Raw genomic sequence first — 15,824 nt, forward strand, 5'->3', positions numbered from 1 at the left:
TTCCAATTCGCCGCCTATCAGCCGACTCATCACTCGCCCATAGAGTAACGTCGCAACATGAACATTTCCCACGCCGCCTGCGCGATTAAATCATACCTGTGGTCGCGCGCACACACTCCCCGGCGAGGGCGTGGGGCCCCCACGGGGCTATGCGCCCCGCTGCCTGCGTCCTATAAGCCCGCGCGGACAAGGTTTCAAAGGGCGTGACGATGGGTGCGATGCGGGCGACGGTGCTGATCGCGATGGTCTGCGGGCTGGCGGTTGCCAGTTGCGGCAAGAAGGACCGCGCCAAGTCGGCGGGGGCGCTCGCCCCGGCGCGCATCGCGACGATCGGCGTCAATTCCTACCTCTGGTCGGCGGCGCTCGAGACGATCGCCTTCATGCCGATCGCCACGGTCGATTCGAACGGCGGCGTCATCGTCACCGACTGGTACGCCTCGCCGACGGTGCCCAACGAGCGCGTCAAGGTGACGATCGCCATCCTCGACACGCAGCTGCGCGCCGATGCGATCCGCGTTTCCGCGTCGCGCCAGACGCTAGCCGCGAGCGGCTGGGTCGAGGCGACGGTGCGCGCCGGCACGGTGCAGAAGCTGGAAGAGGCGATCCTGGGCAAGGCGCGCGACCTGCGCCGTGCGCAGATGGGCAGCTGACCCCGCCGCCCATGCAGACGCGGTTCGATTTCAAGGCGGCCGAGGCGCGCTGGCAGGCGGCGTGGGCCGATGGCGGCACCTTCCGCGCCGACGACGCATCGCCACGCCCCAAGACCTTCATCCTGGAGATGTTCCCCTATCCCTCGGGGCGCATCCACATGGGGCATGTCCGCAACTACACGATGGGCGACGTCGTCGCACGCGTGCGCCGGATGCAGGGCATGGAGGTCCTCCACCCGATGGGTTGGGACGCCTTCGGAATGCCCGCAGAGAATGCGGCGATCGAGCGCGGCGTGCACCCCGGCGACTGGACCCGCGCCAACATCGCCGCAATGAAGGCGCAGCTGAAGGGCCTGGGCTTCGCCTTCGACTGGAGCCGCGAACTCGCGACCTGCGAGCCCGACTATTACGGGCATGAGCAGGCGCTGTTCCTCGACCTGCTCGCCGCGGGCCTCGTCACGCGCAAGCTGAGCGCGGTCAACTGGGACCCCGTCGACATGACGGTGCTCGCCAACGAGCAGGTCGTCGACGGCAAGGGCTGGCGCTCCGGCGCGACGGTCGAGCGGCGCCAGCTGAGCCAGTGGTTCCTGAAGATCACCGACTTCGCCGACGAGCTGCTCGACGGGCTCGGCACCCTCGAGCATTGGCCCGACAAGGTCCGGCTGATGCAGGAGAACTGGATCGGCAAGAGCCAGGGTCTGCGCTTTACCTTCCAGCTCGAGGCGTCGCCCGCGGTCGACGGCGGCCTGTCGGCCGAAAGCGGCATCGTGCTGCATGACGACGCGACCCCGCCCTCGAGCTTCGACGTCTTCACGACGCGCCCCGACACATTGTTCGGCGCGAGCTTCGCCGCGGTCGCCGCCGACCATCCGCTGGCGGCCGCCTGCGCCGCGTCCGACCCGGCGCTTGCCGAGTTCATCGCCGAATGCCGCGCCGGGGGCACCGCGACCGCCGACATCGAGGGCGCCGAGAAGCGCGGCCACGACACCGGCCTGTCGGTGATCCACCCGCTCGACCCGACGATCCGCCTGCCCGTCTTCGTTGCCAATTTCGTGCTGATGGACTATGGCACCGGCGCGATCTTCGGCTGTCCGGCGCACGACCAGCGCGACCTCGACTTCGCGCGCAAATATGCGCTTCCGGTGCCGCGCGTCGTCGCGCCCGAGGGCGAGGCCGACGCCCCGATCCACGACGAGGCCTACACAGGTCCCGGCACACTGGTGCACAGCTTCTGGCTCGACGGCATGAGCGTCGACGAGGGCAAGCGTGCCGTCATCGCGCGCGCCGAGGCGGAAGGCTGGGGCAAGGGCGTCACCGTCTGGCGGCTGCGCGACTGGGGCGTGTCGCGCCAGCGCTATTGGGGCACGCCGATCCCGATCATCCACTGCCCGTCGTGCGGCGCGGTGCCGGTGCCGAAGCACCAGCTGCCCGTCGTGCTGCCCGACGACGTGACCTTCGACAGGCCGGGCAATCCGCTCGAGCATCACCCGACGTGGAAGCACGTCCGCTGCCCGTCGTGCGACGAGCCGGCGCTCCGCGAGACCGACACGCTCGACACGTTCGTCAATTCGTCGTGGTATTTCCTGCGCTTCGCCAGCGCGCCGGGCGATGCGCCGTTCGATGCGAAGGTTGCCGATCAATGGCTACCGGTCGCGCAGTATATCGGCGGGGTCGAGCATGCGATCCTGCACCTGCTCTACGCGCGTTTCTGGACGCGCGCGCTGCACCGCATCGGGCGGACCGCCACGACCGAGCCTTTCGCCGGTTTGTTCACGCAGGGGATGGTGACGCACGAGACCTATCGCGGCGCCGACGGCCGCTGGCTGTCACCTGAGGAAGTGCCCGCCATCATCGCATCGGGCGAGGCGGTCACCACCGGCCGCGTCGAGAAGATGTCGAAGTCGAAGAAGAACGTCGTCGACCCCGCCAGCTGGATCGAGCGCTACGGCGCCGATGCCGTGCGCTGGGTGATGCTCTCCGACTCACCCCCTGAGCGCGACCTGGCGTGGTCGGAGTCGGGCATCGAGGGCGCGTGGCGCTTCGTCCAGCGGGTGTGGAAGCTCGCACAGTCGACCGGCGGCGAAGGCTCAGACGACGCGCTCACCCGCCTGACTCACCGTACCGTCGCGGCGGTGACTGCCGACCTCGACAAGCTGCAGTTCAACAAGGCTGTCGCCCGCCTGTACGAGTTGGCCAACGCCCTTGAGCGCGCAGCCCCTAGCGCGGCGCGGACCGAGGCGGTGCGCATCTTCATCCTGCTGCTGTCGCCGATGGTCCCGCACCTTGCCGAGGAAGCCTGGGCTGCGACGGGCGGCGCGGGCCTGATCGCCGACGCGCCCTGGCCGGTCGCCGACCCGGCGCTGCTGGTCGAGGACTCGGTCACCATCGCGGTGCAGGTCAACGGCAAGCTGAAGGACACGATCCAGATCGCGAAGGGGCTCGACCGCGACGCCGTCGAGGCGATTGTGCTCGACCTCGACAAGATCCGCCGCGTCCTGAACGGCGCGCCGCCACGCAAGGTGATTGTGGTCCCCGACCGTTTGGTCAATCTGGTCGCATGATGTTTCTGCGCTCCCCTTCCGGTTCGTCATGCTGGCGCACGCCAGCACCCACGGCTGTGCGAACGCGGAAGCCCGGGTATGGGGCAGCCATGGGTGCTGGCGTTCGCCAGCATGACGGCGGGAAAGTGGTGGCACTCGCCCTCCTCTCCCTGGTCGCCGGTTGCGGTCTGCAGCCCGTCTATTCGGGCGGCGGCAGCGGGCCCGTTGCGATGGCACTGAGCGACATCGCCGTCGCGCCGATCCCCGATCGTGCGGGCTTCCTGGTCGGCAACGCGCTGCGCGACCGGCTCGGCAACCCGGGCGAGACGCCGCGCCTGCGGCTCGAGGTCGAGCTTGACGATGCGATCACCGGCTTCGGTATCCGCGGCGACAATTCGATCGCGCGCGAGCGGCGGACGCTGCGCGCGCGCTACCGTGTCGTGCAGGTCGCCACCGGCGCGGTGCTGCTCGACGCGACCGCGGGCTCCGACGCCGGAATCGACCGCGTCAGTTCGGACTTCGCCGTCGTCTCGGCCGAGAACAGCGCGCTCGACCGCCTGTCGGTCGAGGTCGCGCGCCAGATCGCGGCGCGCATCGCCGAGGTCGCGCGCACCGGGCAGTTGTACCCCGCCGCGCCAAAATGAAGGCCGAGCGGGCCCGCATCGTCGCGGCCGCCGCGAAGCTCGACCCGGCGGTCCGCGCCGTCCTCTTGCACGGCGGCGACGAGTCGGCCTCGCGCGATCTCGCCGACCGCTTCGCGCGGCAATTCGCGGACAGCGGCAACCCGCTCGCGGTCGAGACCATTCCCGCGCCCGAGCTCGACAAGGACCCCGCCCGCCTCGTCGCCGCTGCAGGCGCGGTGTCGATGTTCGGCGACCGCACGCTGATCCGCGTCGACGGGGCGGACGACGATACCCTCACGGCGCTGACCCAGCTGCTCGACGGCCCGCCGGGCAACCCGGTGGTGCTGGTCGCGGGCACGCTGCGCAAGGGCTCCAAGCTGCTGACCGCGTGCGAGGCGCACAAGGCGGTGCTGTCCCTCGCCAGCTACGCCCCTTCGGCGCGCGACGCGGGCGCCGCGATCGACGAGATCGGTGCCGAGTTCGGGCTGACCGCCGGGCGCGGTGCGGCCGCCAAGCTGTTCGAGGCGTGCGCCGGCGACCGCGGCGTCCTGCGCCGCGAGGTCGAGAAGCTCGCGCTGTTCCTCGACGCGAGCCCAGCCGCACCCCAGGTCTTCGAGCTCGCCGACCTCGTCAGCATCGGCGCCGACGTCGGCGACGGCGAGGCGCAGGCGCTCGTCGCGTCAATCGCGCGCGGCGATGCAGCCGAAGTCGAGCGTCAGCTCGCGCAGCTCGGGGGCGGCAGCGCCGGCATCACCCTCCTGCGCGCCATGACCCGTCGCCTGTGGCAGCTCCTCGACCTGCGCCAGGCGGTCGACGGCGGCGCGAGCCCCGAAAGCGCCGTCGACGGCGCGCGGCCTCCGGTGTTCTGGAAGGAAAAGGCCGCGATGACGCAGGAGGTCGCCCGCTGGCGCACCCCCATGCTCCGCGCCGCGCTCGCCCGCCTGCTCGCGACCGAGCGCGCGATCAAGTCACCGGGCGGCGCGGGCGACGTGCTGGCGATGCAGGCGCTGCTGGGGATCGCGGTTCAGGCGGCGGGGGCGCGGCGGTAGGGTTTTTCGTGGATGAGGATGTAGCTGTGCTTGCACCGATCTTCCTGTTGGCCGCGGCGATGGCGCAGCCCGACGTGCCGCCCGTTCCCGGCCTGTGCACCGCCCCGGTGCCGGCAAACCCCGAGACGCCGGGCTGTTACCGCACCGGCCAGATCGACCTGACAAGTGCACCGTCCGAGATCTACTGGCAGATTCACGAGTTTCCGACCGAGGCGGCTGCCAGTGCAGAGGCGCGGCGACATCGCTGGGCCTCGGTCGCGCAGGCACATTCCAGGTCCTGGCTCTACGTGCTCGGCGGACCGTCCGAAGCCGTCGGCGGCGGCACGAGGCGCGCAATGATCGGGCCGCTCAAGGTCCCCGCGGGTGCAGTGACGGCGCATTTCGCCGAGGCCATCTTTCCGCCGGGCATGCAGACCCGCGTTCACTCGCATCCCGGTCCCGAGGCGTTCTACGTCGTCGAGGGCGAGCAGTGCATGGAGTCGCCGACCGACAAGCGCCTGATCCAGGCCGGGGGCACCTATATCGTCGAGGGCGGGCCGCACCTGCAGGCGGCACCCAAGGGACGGCGGAACCTCGTCCTGATCCTCGCGCCTGCGGGCCAGCCCCAAATTATCCCTGGCGGGAACTGGCAACCGACGGGCTTCTGCCGAACCGGCCGCTAGCGCATATCCACGCTGCCGCCCGGCATCCGCACCTCGAGCGAGGCGAGGCTTTCGCTCAGCCAGATCTGGCACGCGAGGCGCGAGGTGCGGGTCACGCCCCAGGCGAAGTCGAGCATGTCCTCTTCCTCGGCGCTCGCCTTGGGGAGGGTGGCGAAGTCGGCGGCCGCAATGACGACGTGGCAGGTCGAGCAGGCCATCGCGCCTTCGCACGTGCCTTCGAGCGGCTGGTCGTTGGCCTGCGCCAGATCGAGCAGGCGGGTGCCGGGCTTGCCCTCGACCTCGACCGTGGTGCCGCCGTCGGCGGAGATGAAACGGACGCGAGTCATGCAGCTTTCAACCTCAGGCGCGAGACGACGGCGTTGAGTTCGGCCGCCGCGGCGTCGATCTCGGCGACTGTGGTGAAGCGCCCCCAGCCGAGGCGCAGGCTCGACCGTGCGGCAGCGGCGTCGAGGCCGAGGGCGGCGAGAACGTGGCTGGCGCGCCCGCCCGCGCTGGCGCACGCCGATCCGCTCGATACCGCGATGCCGCGCAGCGCCGGCAGCAGCCGCGCGCCGTCGACGCCGTCGAACGACAGGTTGAGGTTGCCCGGCCAGCGCGCGTCCATCGACCCGTTGACCTGGTAGCCGCCGTCGAGCGCCGCGAGCAGCCGGTCGCGCAGCAGCGTGGCGTGCGCGGCATCCTCCGCCATCCGCGCGCCCGCAATATTCGCGGCCTCCCCCAGCCCGATGCACAGCGCAGGGGGCAGCGTGCCCGACCGCCCGTCCTCCTGCCCGCCGCCGTGGAGCAGCGGGGTCAGCGCGACCCCCGCCCGCCGGTACAACGCGCCGATGCCCTTCGGCCCATAGATCTTGTGCGCGGTCAGGCTGAGCAGGTCGACGCCCAGATCGTCGACGGCGCAGGGCAGCTTGCCGAAGCCCTGTGCGGCGTCGCAGTGCATCAGCGCGCCGGCGGCATGGGCGAGGTCGGCGATGGCACGCACCGGCTGCACCACCCCGATCTCGTTATTGACCAGCATCGCCGACACGAGCGCGACATCGTCACCGAGCGCCGCCGCGAGCACGTCGAGATCGACCAGCCCATCGGGCTTCACCGGCAGGACGGTCACCGCGCCGCCGATGCTCGCCAGATACTCGGCGGTCGCCAGCACGCAGCTATGCTCGGTCGCCAGCGTGACGATGCGGCGGCGGGTCTGGCCGAGTGCGGTCACCACGCCCTTCAGCGCCCAGTTGACCGATTCGGTCGCGCCGCTGGTGAAGCTTACAGCGTCGTCGGCGCACCCGAGCAGCGCCGCGACCTGCCCGCGCGCCACCGCCACCGCGGCATTCGCCTCGAACCCCCAGCGGTGCGGCGAGTGCGGGTTGCCGTAGCGCTCCACCCCCCACGGCCGCATCGCCGCATCGACCGCCGGGTCGAGCGGCGTCGTCGCGCCATAGTCGAGGTAGATCGGACGTTCCATCATTGTCGTTCGTGCCTATATAGCGGCACAAGCCCGTCTTTCAGCAAAATCGCGAGAACCAATGCCCGACGTCATCTTTACCGGCCCCGAGGGTCGCCTCGAAGGCCGTTACCAGCCGGGCCCGCGCCCGCGTGCGCCCGTCGCCATCCTGCTGCAGCCGCATCCGCAGACCAGCACGATGAACCACCCGATCGTCATCGCGCTGTATAACAGCTTCGTGCGGCGCGGTTTTGCGACGCTGCGCTTCAACTTCCGCGGCGTCGGGCGCAGCCAGGGCGTGTTCGACCAGGGCATCGGCGAGCTGAGCGACGCGGCATCGGCGCTCGACTGGATGCAGCAGTTCAACCACGAGGCGTCGCAGACCTGGGTCGGCGGCTATGCCTTCGGCGCGTGGATCGGCATGCAGCTGCTGATGCGCCGGCCGGAAGTGAAGGGCTTTATCTCGATCGCGCCGCCCGCCAACATGTATGACTTCACGTTCCTCGCGCCGTGCCCGTCGAGCGGGATCATCATCGACGGCGCGGAGGACGAGGTGGTGACCGGCGCCAGCGTCCAGAAGCTCGTCGACAAGCTCAAGACCCAGCGCCACATCACCATCGACCACGAGACGATCCCCGGCGCGAATCACTTCTTCGAGCACGAGATGACCGAACTGATGGCGGTGGTCGACGCGTATCTGGATAAGCGGGGGGTTTGAACCCTGAGCCCTCTCAGCACAGGGTTCAGTCGATGATCCGGGCAGCCACGGTGAACGTCAGCTAGCGAGAACGGATCGGCGCCGCCGCAGCGCGGCGCCGGCAACGCCGAACCCACCAAGCATCATCGCCCAGCTCGCGGGCTCGGGAACGCTGGTCGCCATATCGTATGCGATGTCATCGATCTGGAAGGATGGATTATATTGCAGGCTGAACGACAGCAGGGCTGTGCGATTGATCACGAAGCGCTCGAGGCCAGGGTTCAGGTCGAGGCGCAACACTTCCGAAAAGGTGCCTGACGCGTCAGTGAAGGACGCGTTGATGTATCCGGCGACCCCTTGATTGTAGACGTCCCCCAGCCGAAACGACGCGAGGTCGAACACACCGCCGCCGGTCTTCGTGACCGTCAGCCGGTCTCCATAGTTTGGCAGCAGCGTCGCACCACCGCGGTCACCGTTATACTCGCTGTCTTGGCCCCAGCTGCCAAGGGCGTCGCTTTCCGTGCGCGCGACGCTGAAGGTCAGTCCTCCCTCCGAATACGGCGAGGCGACTGCACTGAAGGTCGGACTGATAAGGGCGTCGAAGCCGACGACAGCCGCGCTCGCCTGGGACGCGCACAAGACCAGCAACCCCGCACAGAAACCTGCAACTTTCACGCCTATGCCCCTTTATAACAACGGTTTGACCGTAGCTTGCAGGGCGGTCTTGTCGAGGGATTTCGCAGCCCATCGGCGCGGGTCGCCAACGGGCTGCTTGCCGTGATGGATCGACCTTAGGCCGCCAGTGCCGCGATCCGCTGCCCGGCATCGGCGAGGGCCGCGGCCTTCTGCTCGGGACCGACCGCGAGGCCGTCGGCGGCGATGACCTCGATGTCGGTGATGCCGATGAAGCCGAGGGCGGCGCGCAGATAGCTCTCGCCGTGTTCGAAGGCCTCGCTCGGCTGGCCGGGGCCGTAGAAGCCGCCGCGGGCGAGTGCCAGCACGACGCGCTTGCCGCCCGCCAGGCCTTCGGGGCGGCCGTCGGGGCCGTAGCGGAAGGTCTGGCCGGCGATCAGGATGCGGTCGATCCACGCCTTGAGCTGGCTGGGCACGCCGAAATTGTAGAGCGGCACGCCGATCACCACCGTGTCGGCGGCCAGGAACTCGGCGAGCACCGCCTGGCCGGTGGCGAGGTCGGCGGTTATCGCGGCGTCGTGGCCCGACGGACCCGCCTGCGCCGCTGCCAGATAGGCGCCGCTGAGGTGCGCCACCGGATCGGCGGCGAGGTCGCGGTAGGTCACGGTGGTGCCGGGCGCGGCGGCGACGAGGCGCGCGACGACGTCGGCGGACAGGGTGCGGCTGACCGAATTGCCGCCGAGGATACTCGAATCGAGGTGAAGCAGTTTCATGGCAGATCTCCTTGGGTGGTATCGCTTTGTGACCTGGGCTATATGCATACCCGCCCACACACCGCCAAGGAGGCACATTGTTGAGCCCCGCGCACACCGCTGTAACCGCCGCCACCGAGATCGGCCTGCCCGGCGAATGCCGCGCGGTGAACACCGTGCTGACGCGCATCGGCGACAAATGGACCGTGCTGATCGTCATGATGCTGGCCGACGGTCCGCGCCGCTTCAACGAGCTGAAGCGCGCCATCGGCGGCATCTCGCAGCGCATGCTGACGCTGACGCTGCGCGGGCTGGAGCGCGACGGGCTGGTGACACGGACGGTCTTCCCGACCATCCCGCCGCGGGTCGACTATGCGCTGACCGACCTCGGCCATTCGCTGCTGGTGCCCGTCCGCGCGCTCGGCGGCTGGGCGTTCGAGCATATCCCGACGATCGAGGCGGCGCGCGACGCCTTCGACAAGCGCGACGACTAGGCGCGCGGGCGGTAGATCAGATACTGCAGCCCCGCACGCGTCGTCTGCGCCGAGACGAGGTCGAGCTGGACCGGCGTGTCGTGACCCTCGAGCAGGCGGCGGCCGCTCCCGGCGACGACGGGGACGAGGCAGAACTGCAGCTCGTCGAGCAGTCCGGCGACGAGCAATGACTGGATCAGGCGGATGCCGCTGACCCCGACCGTGCCGCCGTCGCTGGTTTTCAGTCGCGCCATCTCGCCGTCGAACGGGCCCGGCAGGATCGTCGTGCCCGGCCAGCCGGCATGGGTCAGCGTCCGGGACACGACGAACTTCGGCACGGCGTTGATGAAGTCCGCGAAGGGCTGAATGTCGCTCCCCGGCCAGAACGCCGACCATTCCTCGTACATCGTGCGGCCGAGCAGCACGGCGTCCTGCCCGGCGATCGACGCGGCGATCAGCGGATCGAAATCCTCGTACAGGTTGGGCCGGACGAACAGGTTGGGTGCCTCGACGACGCCGTCGAGCGAGATGAACAGGAAGGCCGTAAACTTCCGCATACGCGTCACCCCTCGCTGACGATGCCGCCGCTGGTCGGCTGCGGCACGCCCGTCGTTTCCGGCCAGCTCGTCGGCTTGCCGTCCAGCACCCGCACCGCCATCCAGGCGAAGGCCTGCGCCTCCAGCTCGTCGCCCTGCCAGCCGACCGCCTCGACGGGTTCGCAAGGGATCCCGGTGCGGCGTTCGAGCATCGCCATCAGCGTCGGGTTGTGCCGCCCGCCGCCGGTGACGAGCAGTCTGCGGGGCGGCGCGGGCACATGGTTCAGCGCCAGCGCCACCGTCGCGGCGGAGAAAGCGGTCAGCGTCGCCGCGCCGTCCGCCGCACTGAGCCCGCGCACCGCCTGGACGTTCCATGCATCGCGGTCGAGCGACTTGGGCGGCGCGAGGTCGAACCACGGCGTGTCAAGCATGCTATCGAGGACGCTGTCGTGCACCGCGCCCGCCGCCGCCAGCGCGCCGCCCTCGTCACGGGTCGCCCCGGTCTGCTCGCGAACCCAATCGTCGATCGGGGCATTGGCCGGGCCGGTGTCGAAACTGAGCCAGGCGTCTTCACCGAACCACGTCAGATTGCCGACGCCGCCGAGGTTGAGCACCCCCAGCGGCCGCTCGAGCCCGCCCGCCAACGCGCGGTGATAGCCCGGCGCGAGCGGCGCGCCCTGGCCACCCGCCGCGACGTCGGCCCAGCGGAAGTCGTGAACCACGCGGATGCCCGTGACCTGCGCGAGCAGTGCGCCGTCGCCGATCTGCCACGTCCAGCCACGCTCGGGCCGGTGCGCAACGGTTTGCCCGTGGAAGCCGATCACCCCGACCTCGTCGGGTGCGGTGCCCGTCGCCGCGAGCAGCGCCGCCACGGCTTCGGCATGCGCCAGCGTCAGGTCGCGCGCGATGGGATCGATGACCATGTCGGGCCCGGGCCGCTCGACCCCCAGCGCCAGCGTGCAGGCGGCGCGCAGCCGGGCGCGCATCGCCTCGTCGTAGGGGGTGAAATGGAAGCCGATGCGCACGTTCGCGCCCTCGCCGTCGGTGTCGATCAGCGCGGCGTCGATCCCGTCCATCGAGGTCCCCGACATCAGGCCGATCGCGAGCATCTCTTTCTCCCCACCGGTCGGGATGCTAACCCCCGCACCGCCATGACCTACACATCCGACTTCCTGCGCGTGCTAGACGAGCGCGGCTATATCCACCAGATCACCGACGCCGCCGCGCTCGACGCCGCGGCGAGCGCCGGGGTCGTGACTGCGTACGTCGGCTACGACTGCACCGCGCCCAGCCTGCACATCGGCAATCTCGTTTCGATCATGATGCTGCGCGCGCTCCAGCAGACGGGGCACCGGCCGATCGTGCTGATGGGCGGCGGCACGACCAAGGTCGGCGACCCCAGCGGCAAGGACGATGCGCGCCAGCTGCTCGACGACGCGCGGATCGAGGCCAACAAGGCGAGCATCCGCCGCATCTTCGAACGCTTCCTGAGCTTCGACGGGCCGAACGCGGCGATCATGGTCGACAACGACGACTGGCTGTCGGGGCTGGCGTACATCCCCTTCCTGCGCGACATCGGCCGGCATTTCAGCGTTAACCGGATGCTGACCTTCGACAGCGTGAAGCTGCGCCTCGACCGCGAGCAGCCGCTAAGCTTCCTCGAATTCAACTACATGATCCTGCAGGCGTACGACTTTCTCGAGCTGTCGCGCCGCGCCGGGTGCGTGTTGCAGATGGGCGGCAGCGACCAGTGGGGGAATATCGTCAACGGCACCGACCTGATCCGCCGCGTCGATGCCAAGCCCGCCTTCGGCCTGACGACGCCGCTGATCACCACCGCCGACGGTGCCAAGATGGGCAAGACCGCGAACGGTGCGATCTGGCTGCACGAGGATGCGCTGCCCAATTGGGATTACTGGCAGTTCTGGCGCAACACCCACGACGCCGATGTCGGCAAGTTCCTGAAGCTGTTCACCGACCTGCCGCTGGACGAGATCGCGCGGCTCGAGGCGCTCGAGGGGGCGGAGATCAACGCCGCGAAGGTCGCGCTCGCCAATGCCGCGACGGCACTGTGCCGGGGGGCGGAGGCTGCGGCAGCTGCGGCCGAAACGGCGGCGGCGACCTTCGCGGGCGGTGCGGGCGACGACCTGCCGGGCTTTGCGGTGGCGGGCCCGACCAACATCCTCGACGCGCTGATCGGGCTCGGCTTCGCGGCGTCGAAGGGCGAGGCGCGACGGCTGGTGGCGGGCGGCGGCGCCCGCATCGACGGCGAGGCGGTGGGCGAGGACGCGCAGGCGGGCCCGGGCGCGCGCATCTCGGCGGGCAAGAAGCGCCACGGGGTGCTGACGCAGGCGTGACGCTCAAAGCCTCGTTCGGCGCGGTGACCGACGCGCGCACACAGGTGTTGATCCTCGGCAGCCTGCCCGGCGAGCGCAGCCTCGCGGCTCGCGAGTATTACGCGCACCCGCAGAACCGCTTCTGGGAGCTTGTCGGCGCGGTCATCGACCGCGACCTGCGCGCGCTCGCCTATGCCGAGCGACTGGCGGCGCTCGGCGCGGCGGGCATCGGCCTGTGGGACACGGTCGCGACGGCGCGGCGCACGGGCAGCCTCGACAGCGCGATCCGCGATGCGGCCGCCAACGACCTCGCCAGCCTCGTCGCAACGCTGCCCGCCCTGCGCGCGGTGGCGTTCAACGGCGCAACCGCGGCGCGCATCGGCCGCGCGCAACTGCCCCCGGCACCCCCATTCGCGCTGGTCGACCTGCCGTCGAGCAGTCCCGCCCATGCCCGCATGTCGTTCGACGCCAAGCGCGACCGCTGGCGCGTGCTGGCAGGCTTACTCGGCTAGGGTCGCCCAGGGCCGCCACGCCAGCCGCTTGCGGTCGAGCCGCGCCAGCGTCGCCGCGTCCATCCTCGCCGCGAGGCTGGTCGCGAGCGCGCCCGCACGCTTTGCGGTCGGCGTATCGCCGTGCGTCGCCGCAAGCCGCGCCCAGACCCATGCGCGTTCGGCGTCGCGGCCGACCCCGCGCCCCTCCGCAAACGCTTCGGCCAATGCGAACTGCGCCGGCGGATAGCCGCGGTTGGCGGCGCGCAGCCACCAGGTCGCGGCGGTCGCGGCGTCGCGCGGCACGCCCTGGCCGCGCGCGTGCATCACCCCCAGCATCGTCTCGGCAATCGCCGAGCCCTCGCCCGCGAGGCGGCGGAAGTCATGCCGCGCGCGGGCATAGTCCTGCGCCCGGTGCGCCGCGAGCCCGTCGTTCAGCGTCGCCATCGCCCAGTCGGGGGCAGCGGCGGCAACGGGCGAGGCGATCAACAGCAGGAGGAGGACGCGCAGCATTCGTCGCGCGGCCTAGACCCTCAACCCGACCGCAACAACCCCACCGCCGCATCGCGCTCGAACAGATACAGCAGGTGGCGCGCCGCCTGCCCCCGCGGACTGTCGAGCCCGCCGTCTCGGTCGAGCAGCAGCCGCGCATCGTCGCGCGCGACGGCGAGGAACTTCGTCATGCGGTCGGGGTCCGCGAGCTGGAAAACCGGCTCGCCCGACTGGCGGGTGCCGAGAATCTCGCCAGCGCCGCGCAGTTTCAGGTCGGCCTCGGCGATGCGGAAGCCGTCGTTGGTTTCGCGCATCAATTTGAGGCGCGCCGTCGCGGTTTCGGTCAGGTCCATCCCCCGCAGCAACAGGCAGACCGACTTCGCCGCCCCACGCCCCACGCGGCCGCGCAGCTGGTGGAGCTGCGCGAGGCCGAAGCGCTCGGCGGCCTCGATGATCATCAGCGCCGCCGCGGGCACGTCGACCCCGACCTCGATCACCGTCGTCGCGACGAGGATCGGCAGCGAACCACCCGCGAACGCCGCCATCACTGCGTCCTTTTCGGCAGGCTTCATGCGCCCGTGGACGAGCCCGACCTGCGCGTCGCCGAAGCGCCCGCGCAGGAACGCGGCGCGGGTCTCGGCCGCCGCCTCGTCGCCGTACTCGTTGCCCTCGACCAGCGGGCAGACCCAGTACGCCTGGCCGCCGCCGGCGACATGGCGCGCCAGGCCGTCGACGACCTCCCCCATGCGCTCGAGCGCGATCACCCGCGTCTCGACAAGCGTCCGCCCCGGCGGCAGCGCGTCGATCGCCGACACGTCCATCTCGCCGTACGCGGTCAGCGCCAGGGTGCGCGGGATCGGCGTCGCGGTCATCGCGAGCAGGTGCGGCGTGGCTCGCGCCTTGGCGCTGAGCTGCAGCCGCTGATTGACGCCGAAGCGGTGCTGCTCGTCGATCACCACGAGGCCCAGGTCGTGATAGGTCACGCTGTCCTGGAAAATCGCGTGGGTGCCGATCAAAATGTCGATTTCGCCCGCCGCGAGTTTAGCCAAATAGGTTTCACGTGAAACACCCTTGTCGCGCCCGGTCAGCACCGCGACGCGCACGCCGGTCGGTTCGAGCAGCTTGGCAAGCGTCGCGTGATGCTGGCGCGCGAGGATCTCGGTCGGTGCGAGCAGCGCCCCCTGCGCGCCGCTCTCGACCGCGGTCAGCAGCGCGAGCGCGGCGACGAGCGTCTTGCCCGACCCGACGTCGCCCTGCAGCAGCCGCAGCATCGGCGACGCCTGCGCGAGGTCGCCTGCGATCTCGGCACCGACGCGGCGCTGCGCATCGGTCAGCGGCCAGGGCAGCGCCGCCAGCAGCCTGCCCGTCAGCTCCCCCGTCCCCGCCAGCGCCCGCCCGCGCCGCCGCCGCGTATCGGCGCGCACGAGCAGCAGCGCGAGCTGGTTCGCCAGCAGCTCGTCGTACGCCAGCCGGTCGCGCGCCGGGCCGTCGAGCGCGTGCGCCGCGGCGACGCTCTCGCGCCAGCCGCGCCAGCCGTGGCGCGCCAGCACGCTCGGCTCGATCCATTCGGCGAGGTCGGGGGCACGCGACACCGCGCCTGCGGCGAGGCCCCCCATGCGCTTGTTGGTGACCCCCTCGGTCAGCCCGTAGACGGGCTCGCGCGTCGGGATCGACCCGGCATCGGCGGGCACGACGACGAAATCGGGGTGCGCGATCTGCAGCATGTCGCCGAAGCGTTCGAGCCGGCCCGACACGACACGGGGCTGGCCAAGCGGCAGCAGCTTCTGCGCATACGCGCCGCCGCCGCCGAAATAGGCGAGGCTGATCCACGTACCCTGACCGTCGCGGCACTGCACCTTGAACGGCCGCCGCAGTGCGCCGGGCTCGTACGTCATCGGCGTGATCTCGACCGTCACCGTCCGGTCGACGTACGCGGCGTCGAGGGCGGCCAGCCGCACCCGGTCGATCGCCATCACCGGCAGGTGCCAGATCAGGTCGACGACGCGCGTCAGTTTGAGCCGTCCGAGCTGGCGCGCCAGTGTCGCACCCACCCCCTTCACGGCGATGAGCTCGACGAACAGCGGGTTGAGGAGTTCAGGCCGCATGACTACACACATGGCCTAGCACGACCCCCGCGCGCCCGGATACGGGTCGGCGCGGGTATCGGCGTTTGGAGTGACGATGACCGACGACCTGCGCCGCCGCCGCATCAAGTTCCGCGCGTGGCATCGCGGTACGCGGGAGGCCGACCTGATGATCGGCGGGTTCGCCAACCGGCACCTCGACAGCTGCGACGAAGGGGGCGTCGCATGGTTCGAAGCGATGCTCGAGGAGAACGAGGTCGACGTCATGGCGTGGGCGCTGGGCACCCGCGACGCGCCGGCGCGTTTCCACGGCCCGCTCCTCGATGCGCTGCGCCGCCTCGACTATGTTGCAAAGGTTTCGCGTTGAAGTTCGC

General features: G+C 70.4%; 18 protein-coding genes. 10 read left to right on the forward strand and 8 right to left on the reverse strand.

Annotated elements, in window-relative coordinates; translation table 11 throughout:
• The first annotated feature begins 209 nt into the window (after positions 1–209).
• From FMM06_RS14625 to FMM06_RS14645, 5 genes are all read left to right on the forward strand, one after another.
• Positions 210–650: a DUF3576 domain-containing protein gene (locus FMM06_RS14625; protein WP_144335068.1), complete on the forward strand. Its 441-nt coding sequence runs from the start codon at positions 210–212 to the stop codon at positions 648–650.
• An 11-nt stretch (positions 651–661) separates the two neighbouring features.
• A complete protein-coding gene (gene leuS, locus FMM06_RS14630) occupies positions 662–3,211 on the forward strand; it encodes a leucine--tRNA ligase (protein WP_144335069.1) in 2,550 nt (849 codons plus the stop codon).
• Positions 3,212–3,300: 89 nt separating this feature from the next.
• Positions 3,301–3,834 carry an LPS assembly lipoprotein LptE gene (gene lptE / locus FMM06_RS14635; RefSeq protein ID WP_144335070.1) on the forward strand — a complete coding sequence of 178 codons (534 nt, stop codon included), beginning with the start codon at positions 3,301–3,303 and terminating at the stop codon, positions 3,832–3,834.
• A complete protein-coding gene (holA, locus tag FMM06_RS14640) occupies positions 3,831–4,862 on the forward strand; it encodes a DNA polymerase III subunit delta (RefSeq protein ID WP_144335071.1) in 1,032 nt (343 codons plus the stop codon). The genes lptE and holA overlap by 4 nt, the downstream gene beginning before the upstream one ends.
• A 26-nt stretch (positions 4,863–4,888) precedes the next feature.
• Positions 4,889–5,524, forward strand: coding sequence for a cupin domain-containing protein (locus FMM06_RS14645; protein ID WP_144335072.1), 636 nt, complete (start codon positions 4,889–4,891; stop codon positions 5,522–5,524).
• Here the strand turns inward: FMM06_RS14645 and FMM06_RS14650 are convergent.
• Positions 5,521–5,850 carry a 2Fe-2S iron-sulfur cluster-binding protein gene (locus tag FMM06_RS14650; protein WP_144335073.1) on the reverse strand — a complete coding sequence of 110 codons (330 nt, stop codon included), beginning with the start codon at positions 5,848–5,850 and terminating at the stop codon, positions 5,521–5,523. The genes FMM06_RS14645 and FMM06_RS14650 overlap by 4 nt on opposite strands.
• Positions 5,847–6,980, reverse strand: a complete 1,134-nt coding sequence (locus tag FMM06_RS14655) for a cysteine desulfurase family protein (protein ID WP_144335074.1) — start codon at positions 6,978–6,980, stop codon at positions 5,847–5,849. The genes FMM06_RS14650 and FMM06_RS14655 overlap by 4 nt, the downstream gene beginning before the upstream one ends.
• Positions 6,981–7,041: 61 nt before the next feature.
• Between FMM06_RS14655 and FMM06_RS14660 the strand changes: the two genes are divergently transcribed.
• Entirely contained in the window at positions 7,042–7,677 is a 636-nt protein-coding gene (locus tag FMM06_RS14660) for an alpha/beta hydrolase (RefSeq protein ID WP_144335075.1), read from the forward strand.
• Between the two features lie 57 nt (positions 7,678–7,734).
• Here the strand turns inward: FMM06_RS14660 and FMM06_RS17280 are convergent, their stop codons facing one another.
• Together FMM06_RS17280 and FMM06_RS14670 are read right to left on the reverse strand one after the other, a co-directional pair.
• Positions 7,735–8,331, reverse strand: coding sequence for a PEPxxWA-CTERM sorting domain-containing protein (locus FMM06_RS17280; RefSeq protein WP_235889332.1), 597 nt, complete (start codon positions 8,329–8,331; stop codon positions 7,735–7,737).
• 116 nt (positions 8,332–8,447) lie between these two features.
• Complete coding sequence (locus FMM06_RS14670) at positions 8,448–9,062, reverse strand: FMN-dependent NADH-azoreductase (protein WP_144335076.1); 615 nt, start codon at positions 9,060–9,062, stop codon at positions 8,448–8,450.
• Between the two features lie 80 nt (positions 9,063–9,142).
• Here FMM06_RS14670 and FMM06_RS14675 point away from each other — a divergent pair, with 80 nt between their 5' ends.
• A complete protein-coding gene (locus FMM06_RS14675; protein ID WP_144335077.1) occupies positions 9,143–9,535 on the forward strand; it encodes a winged helix-turn-helix transcriptional regulator in 393 nt (130 codons plus the stop codon).
• Here the strand turns inward: FMM06_RS14675 and FMM06_RS14680 are convergent.
• Both FMM06_RS14680 and FMM06_RS14685 read right to left on the reverse strand, forming a co-directional pair.
• On the reverse strand, positions 9,532–10,071 hold the full coding sequence (locus FMM06_RS14680) for a dihydrofolate reductase family protein (protein ID WP_144335078.1): 540 nt from the start codon (positions 10,069–10,071) through the stop codon (positions 9,532–9,534). The genes FMM06_RS14675 and FMM06_RS14680 overlap by 4 nt on opposite strands.
• Before the next feature lie 5 nt (positions 10,072–10,076).
• Positions 10,077–11,159, reverse strand: coding sequence for an anhydro-N-acetylmuramic acid kinase (locus tag FMM06_RS14685; RefSeq protein WP_144335079.1), 1,083 nt, complete (start codon positions 11,157–11,159; stop codon positions 10,077–10,079).
• A gap of 42 nt (positions 11,160–11,201) precedes the next feature.
• Here FMM06_RS14685 and tyrS point away from each other — a divergent pair, with 42 nt between their 5' ends.
• Together tyrS and FMM06_RS14695 are read left to right on the forward strand one after the other, a co-directional pair.
• Positions 11,202–12,407: a tyrosine--tRNA ligase gene (gene tyrS / locus FMM06_RS14690; RefSeq protein WP_144335080.1), complete on the forward strand. Its 1,206-nt coding sequence runs from the start codon at positions 11,202–11,204 to the stop codon at positions 12,405–12,407.
• Positions 12,404–12,898: a DNA-deoxyinosine glycosylase gene (locus FMM06_RS14695; RefSeq protein WP_144335081.1), complete on the forward strand. Its 495-nt coding sequence runs from the start codon at positions 12,404–12,406 to the stop codon at positions 12,896–12,898. Before tyrS ends, FMM06_RS14695 begins: the two co-directional genes overlap by 4 nt.
• Here the strand turns inward: FMM06_RS14695 and FMM06_RS14700 are convergent.
• A complete protein-coding gene (locus FMM06_RS14700; RefSeq protein ID WP_144335082.1) occupies positions 12,887–13,387 on the reverse strand; it encodes a tetratricopeptide repeat protein in 501 nt (166 codons plus the stop codon). The genes FMM06_RS14695 and FMM06_RS14700 overlap by 12 nt on opposite strands.
• Positions 13,388–13,407: 20 nt before the next feature.
• Positions 13,408–15,471 (reverse strand): ATP-dependent DNA helicase RecG, encoded by a 2,064-nt coding sequence (gene recG, locus FMM06_RS14705; protein WP_144335083.1) that lies wholly within the window; start codon positions 15,469–15,471, stop codon positions 13,408–13,410.
• 76 nt (positions 15,472–15,547) lie between these two features.
• Between recG and FMM06_RS14710 the strand changes: the two genes are divergently transcribed.
• Positions 15,548–15,817 (forward strand): FAD assembly factor SdhE, encoded by a 270-nt coding sequence (locus FMM06_RS14710; protein ID WP_144335084.1) that lies wholly within the window; start codon positions 15,548–15,550, stop codon positions 15,815–15,817.
• The last annotated feature ends 7 nt before the right edge of the window (positions 15,818–15,824 follow it).

The sequence above is a fragment of the Glacieibacterium frigidum genome (assembly GCF_007097155.1).
In the GTDB taxonomy this organism is placed as follows: domain Bacteria; phylum Pseudomonadota; class Alphaproteobacteria; order Sphingomonadales; family Sphingomonadaceae; genus Glacieibacterium; species Glacieibacterium frigidum.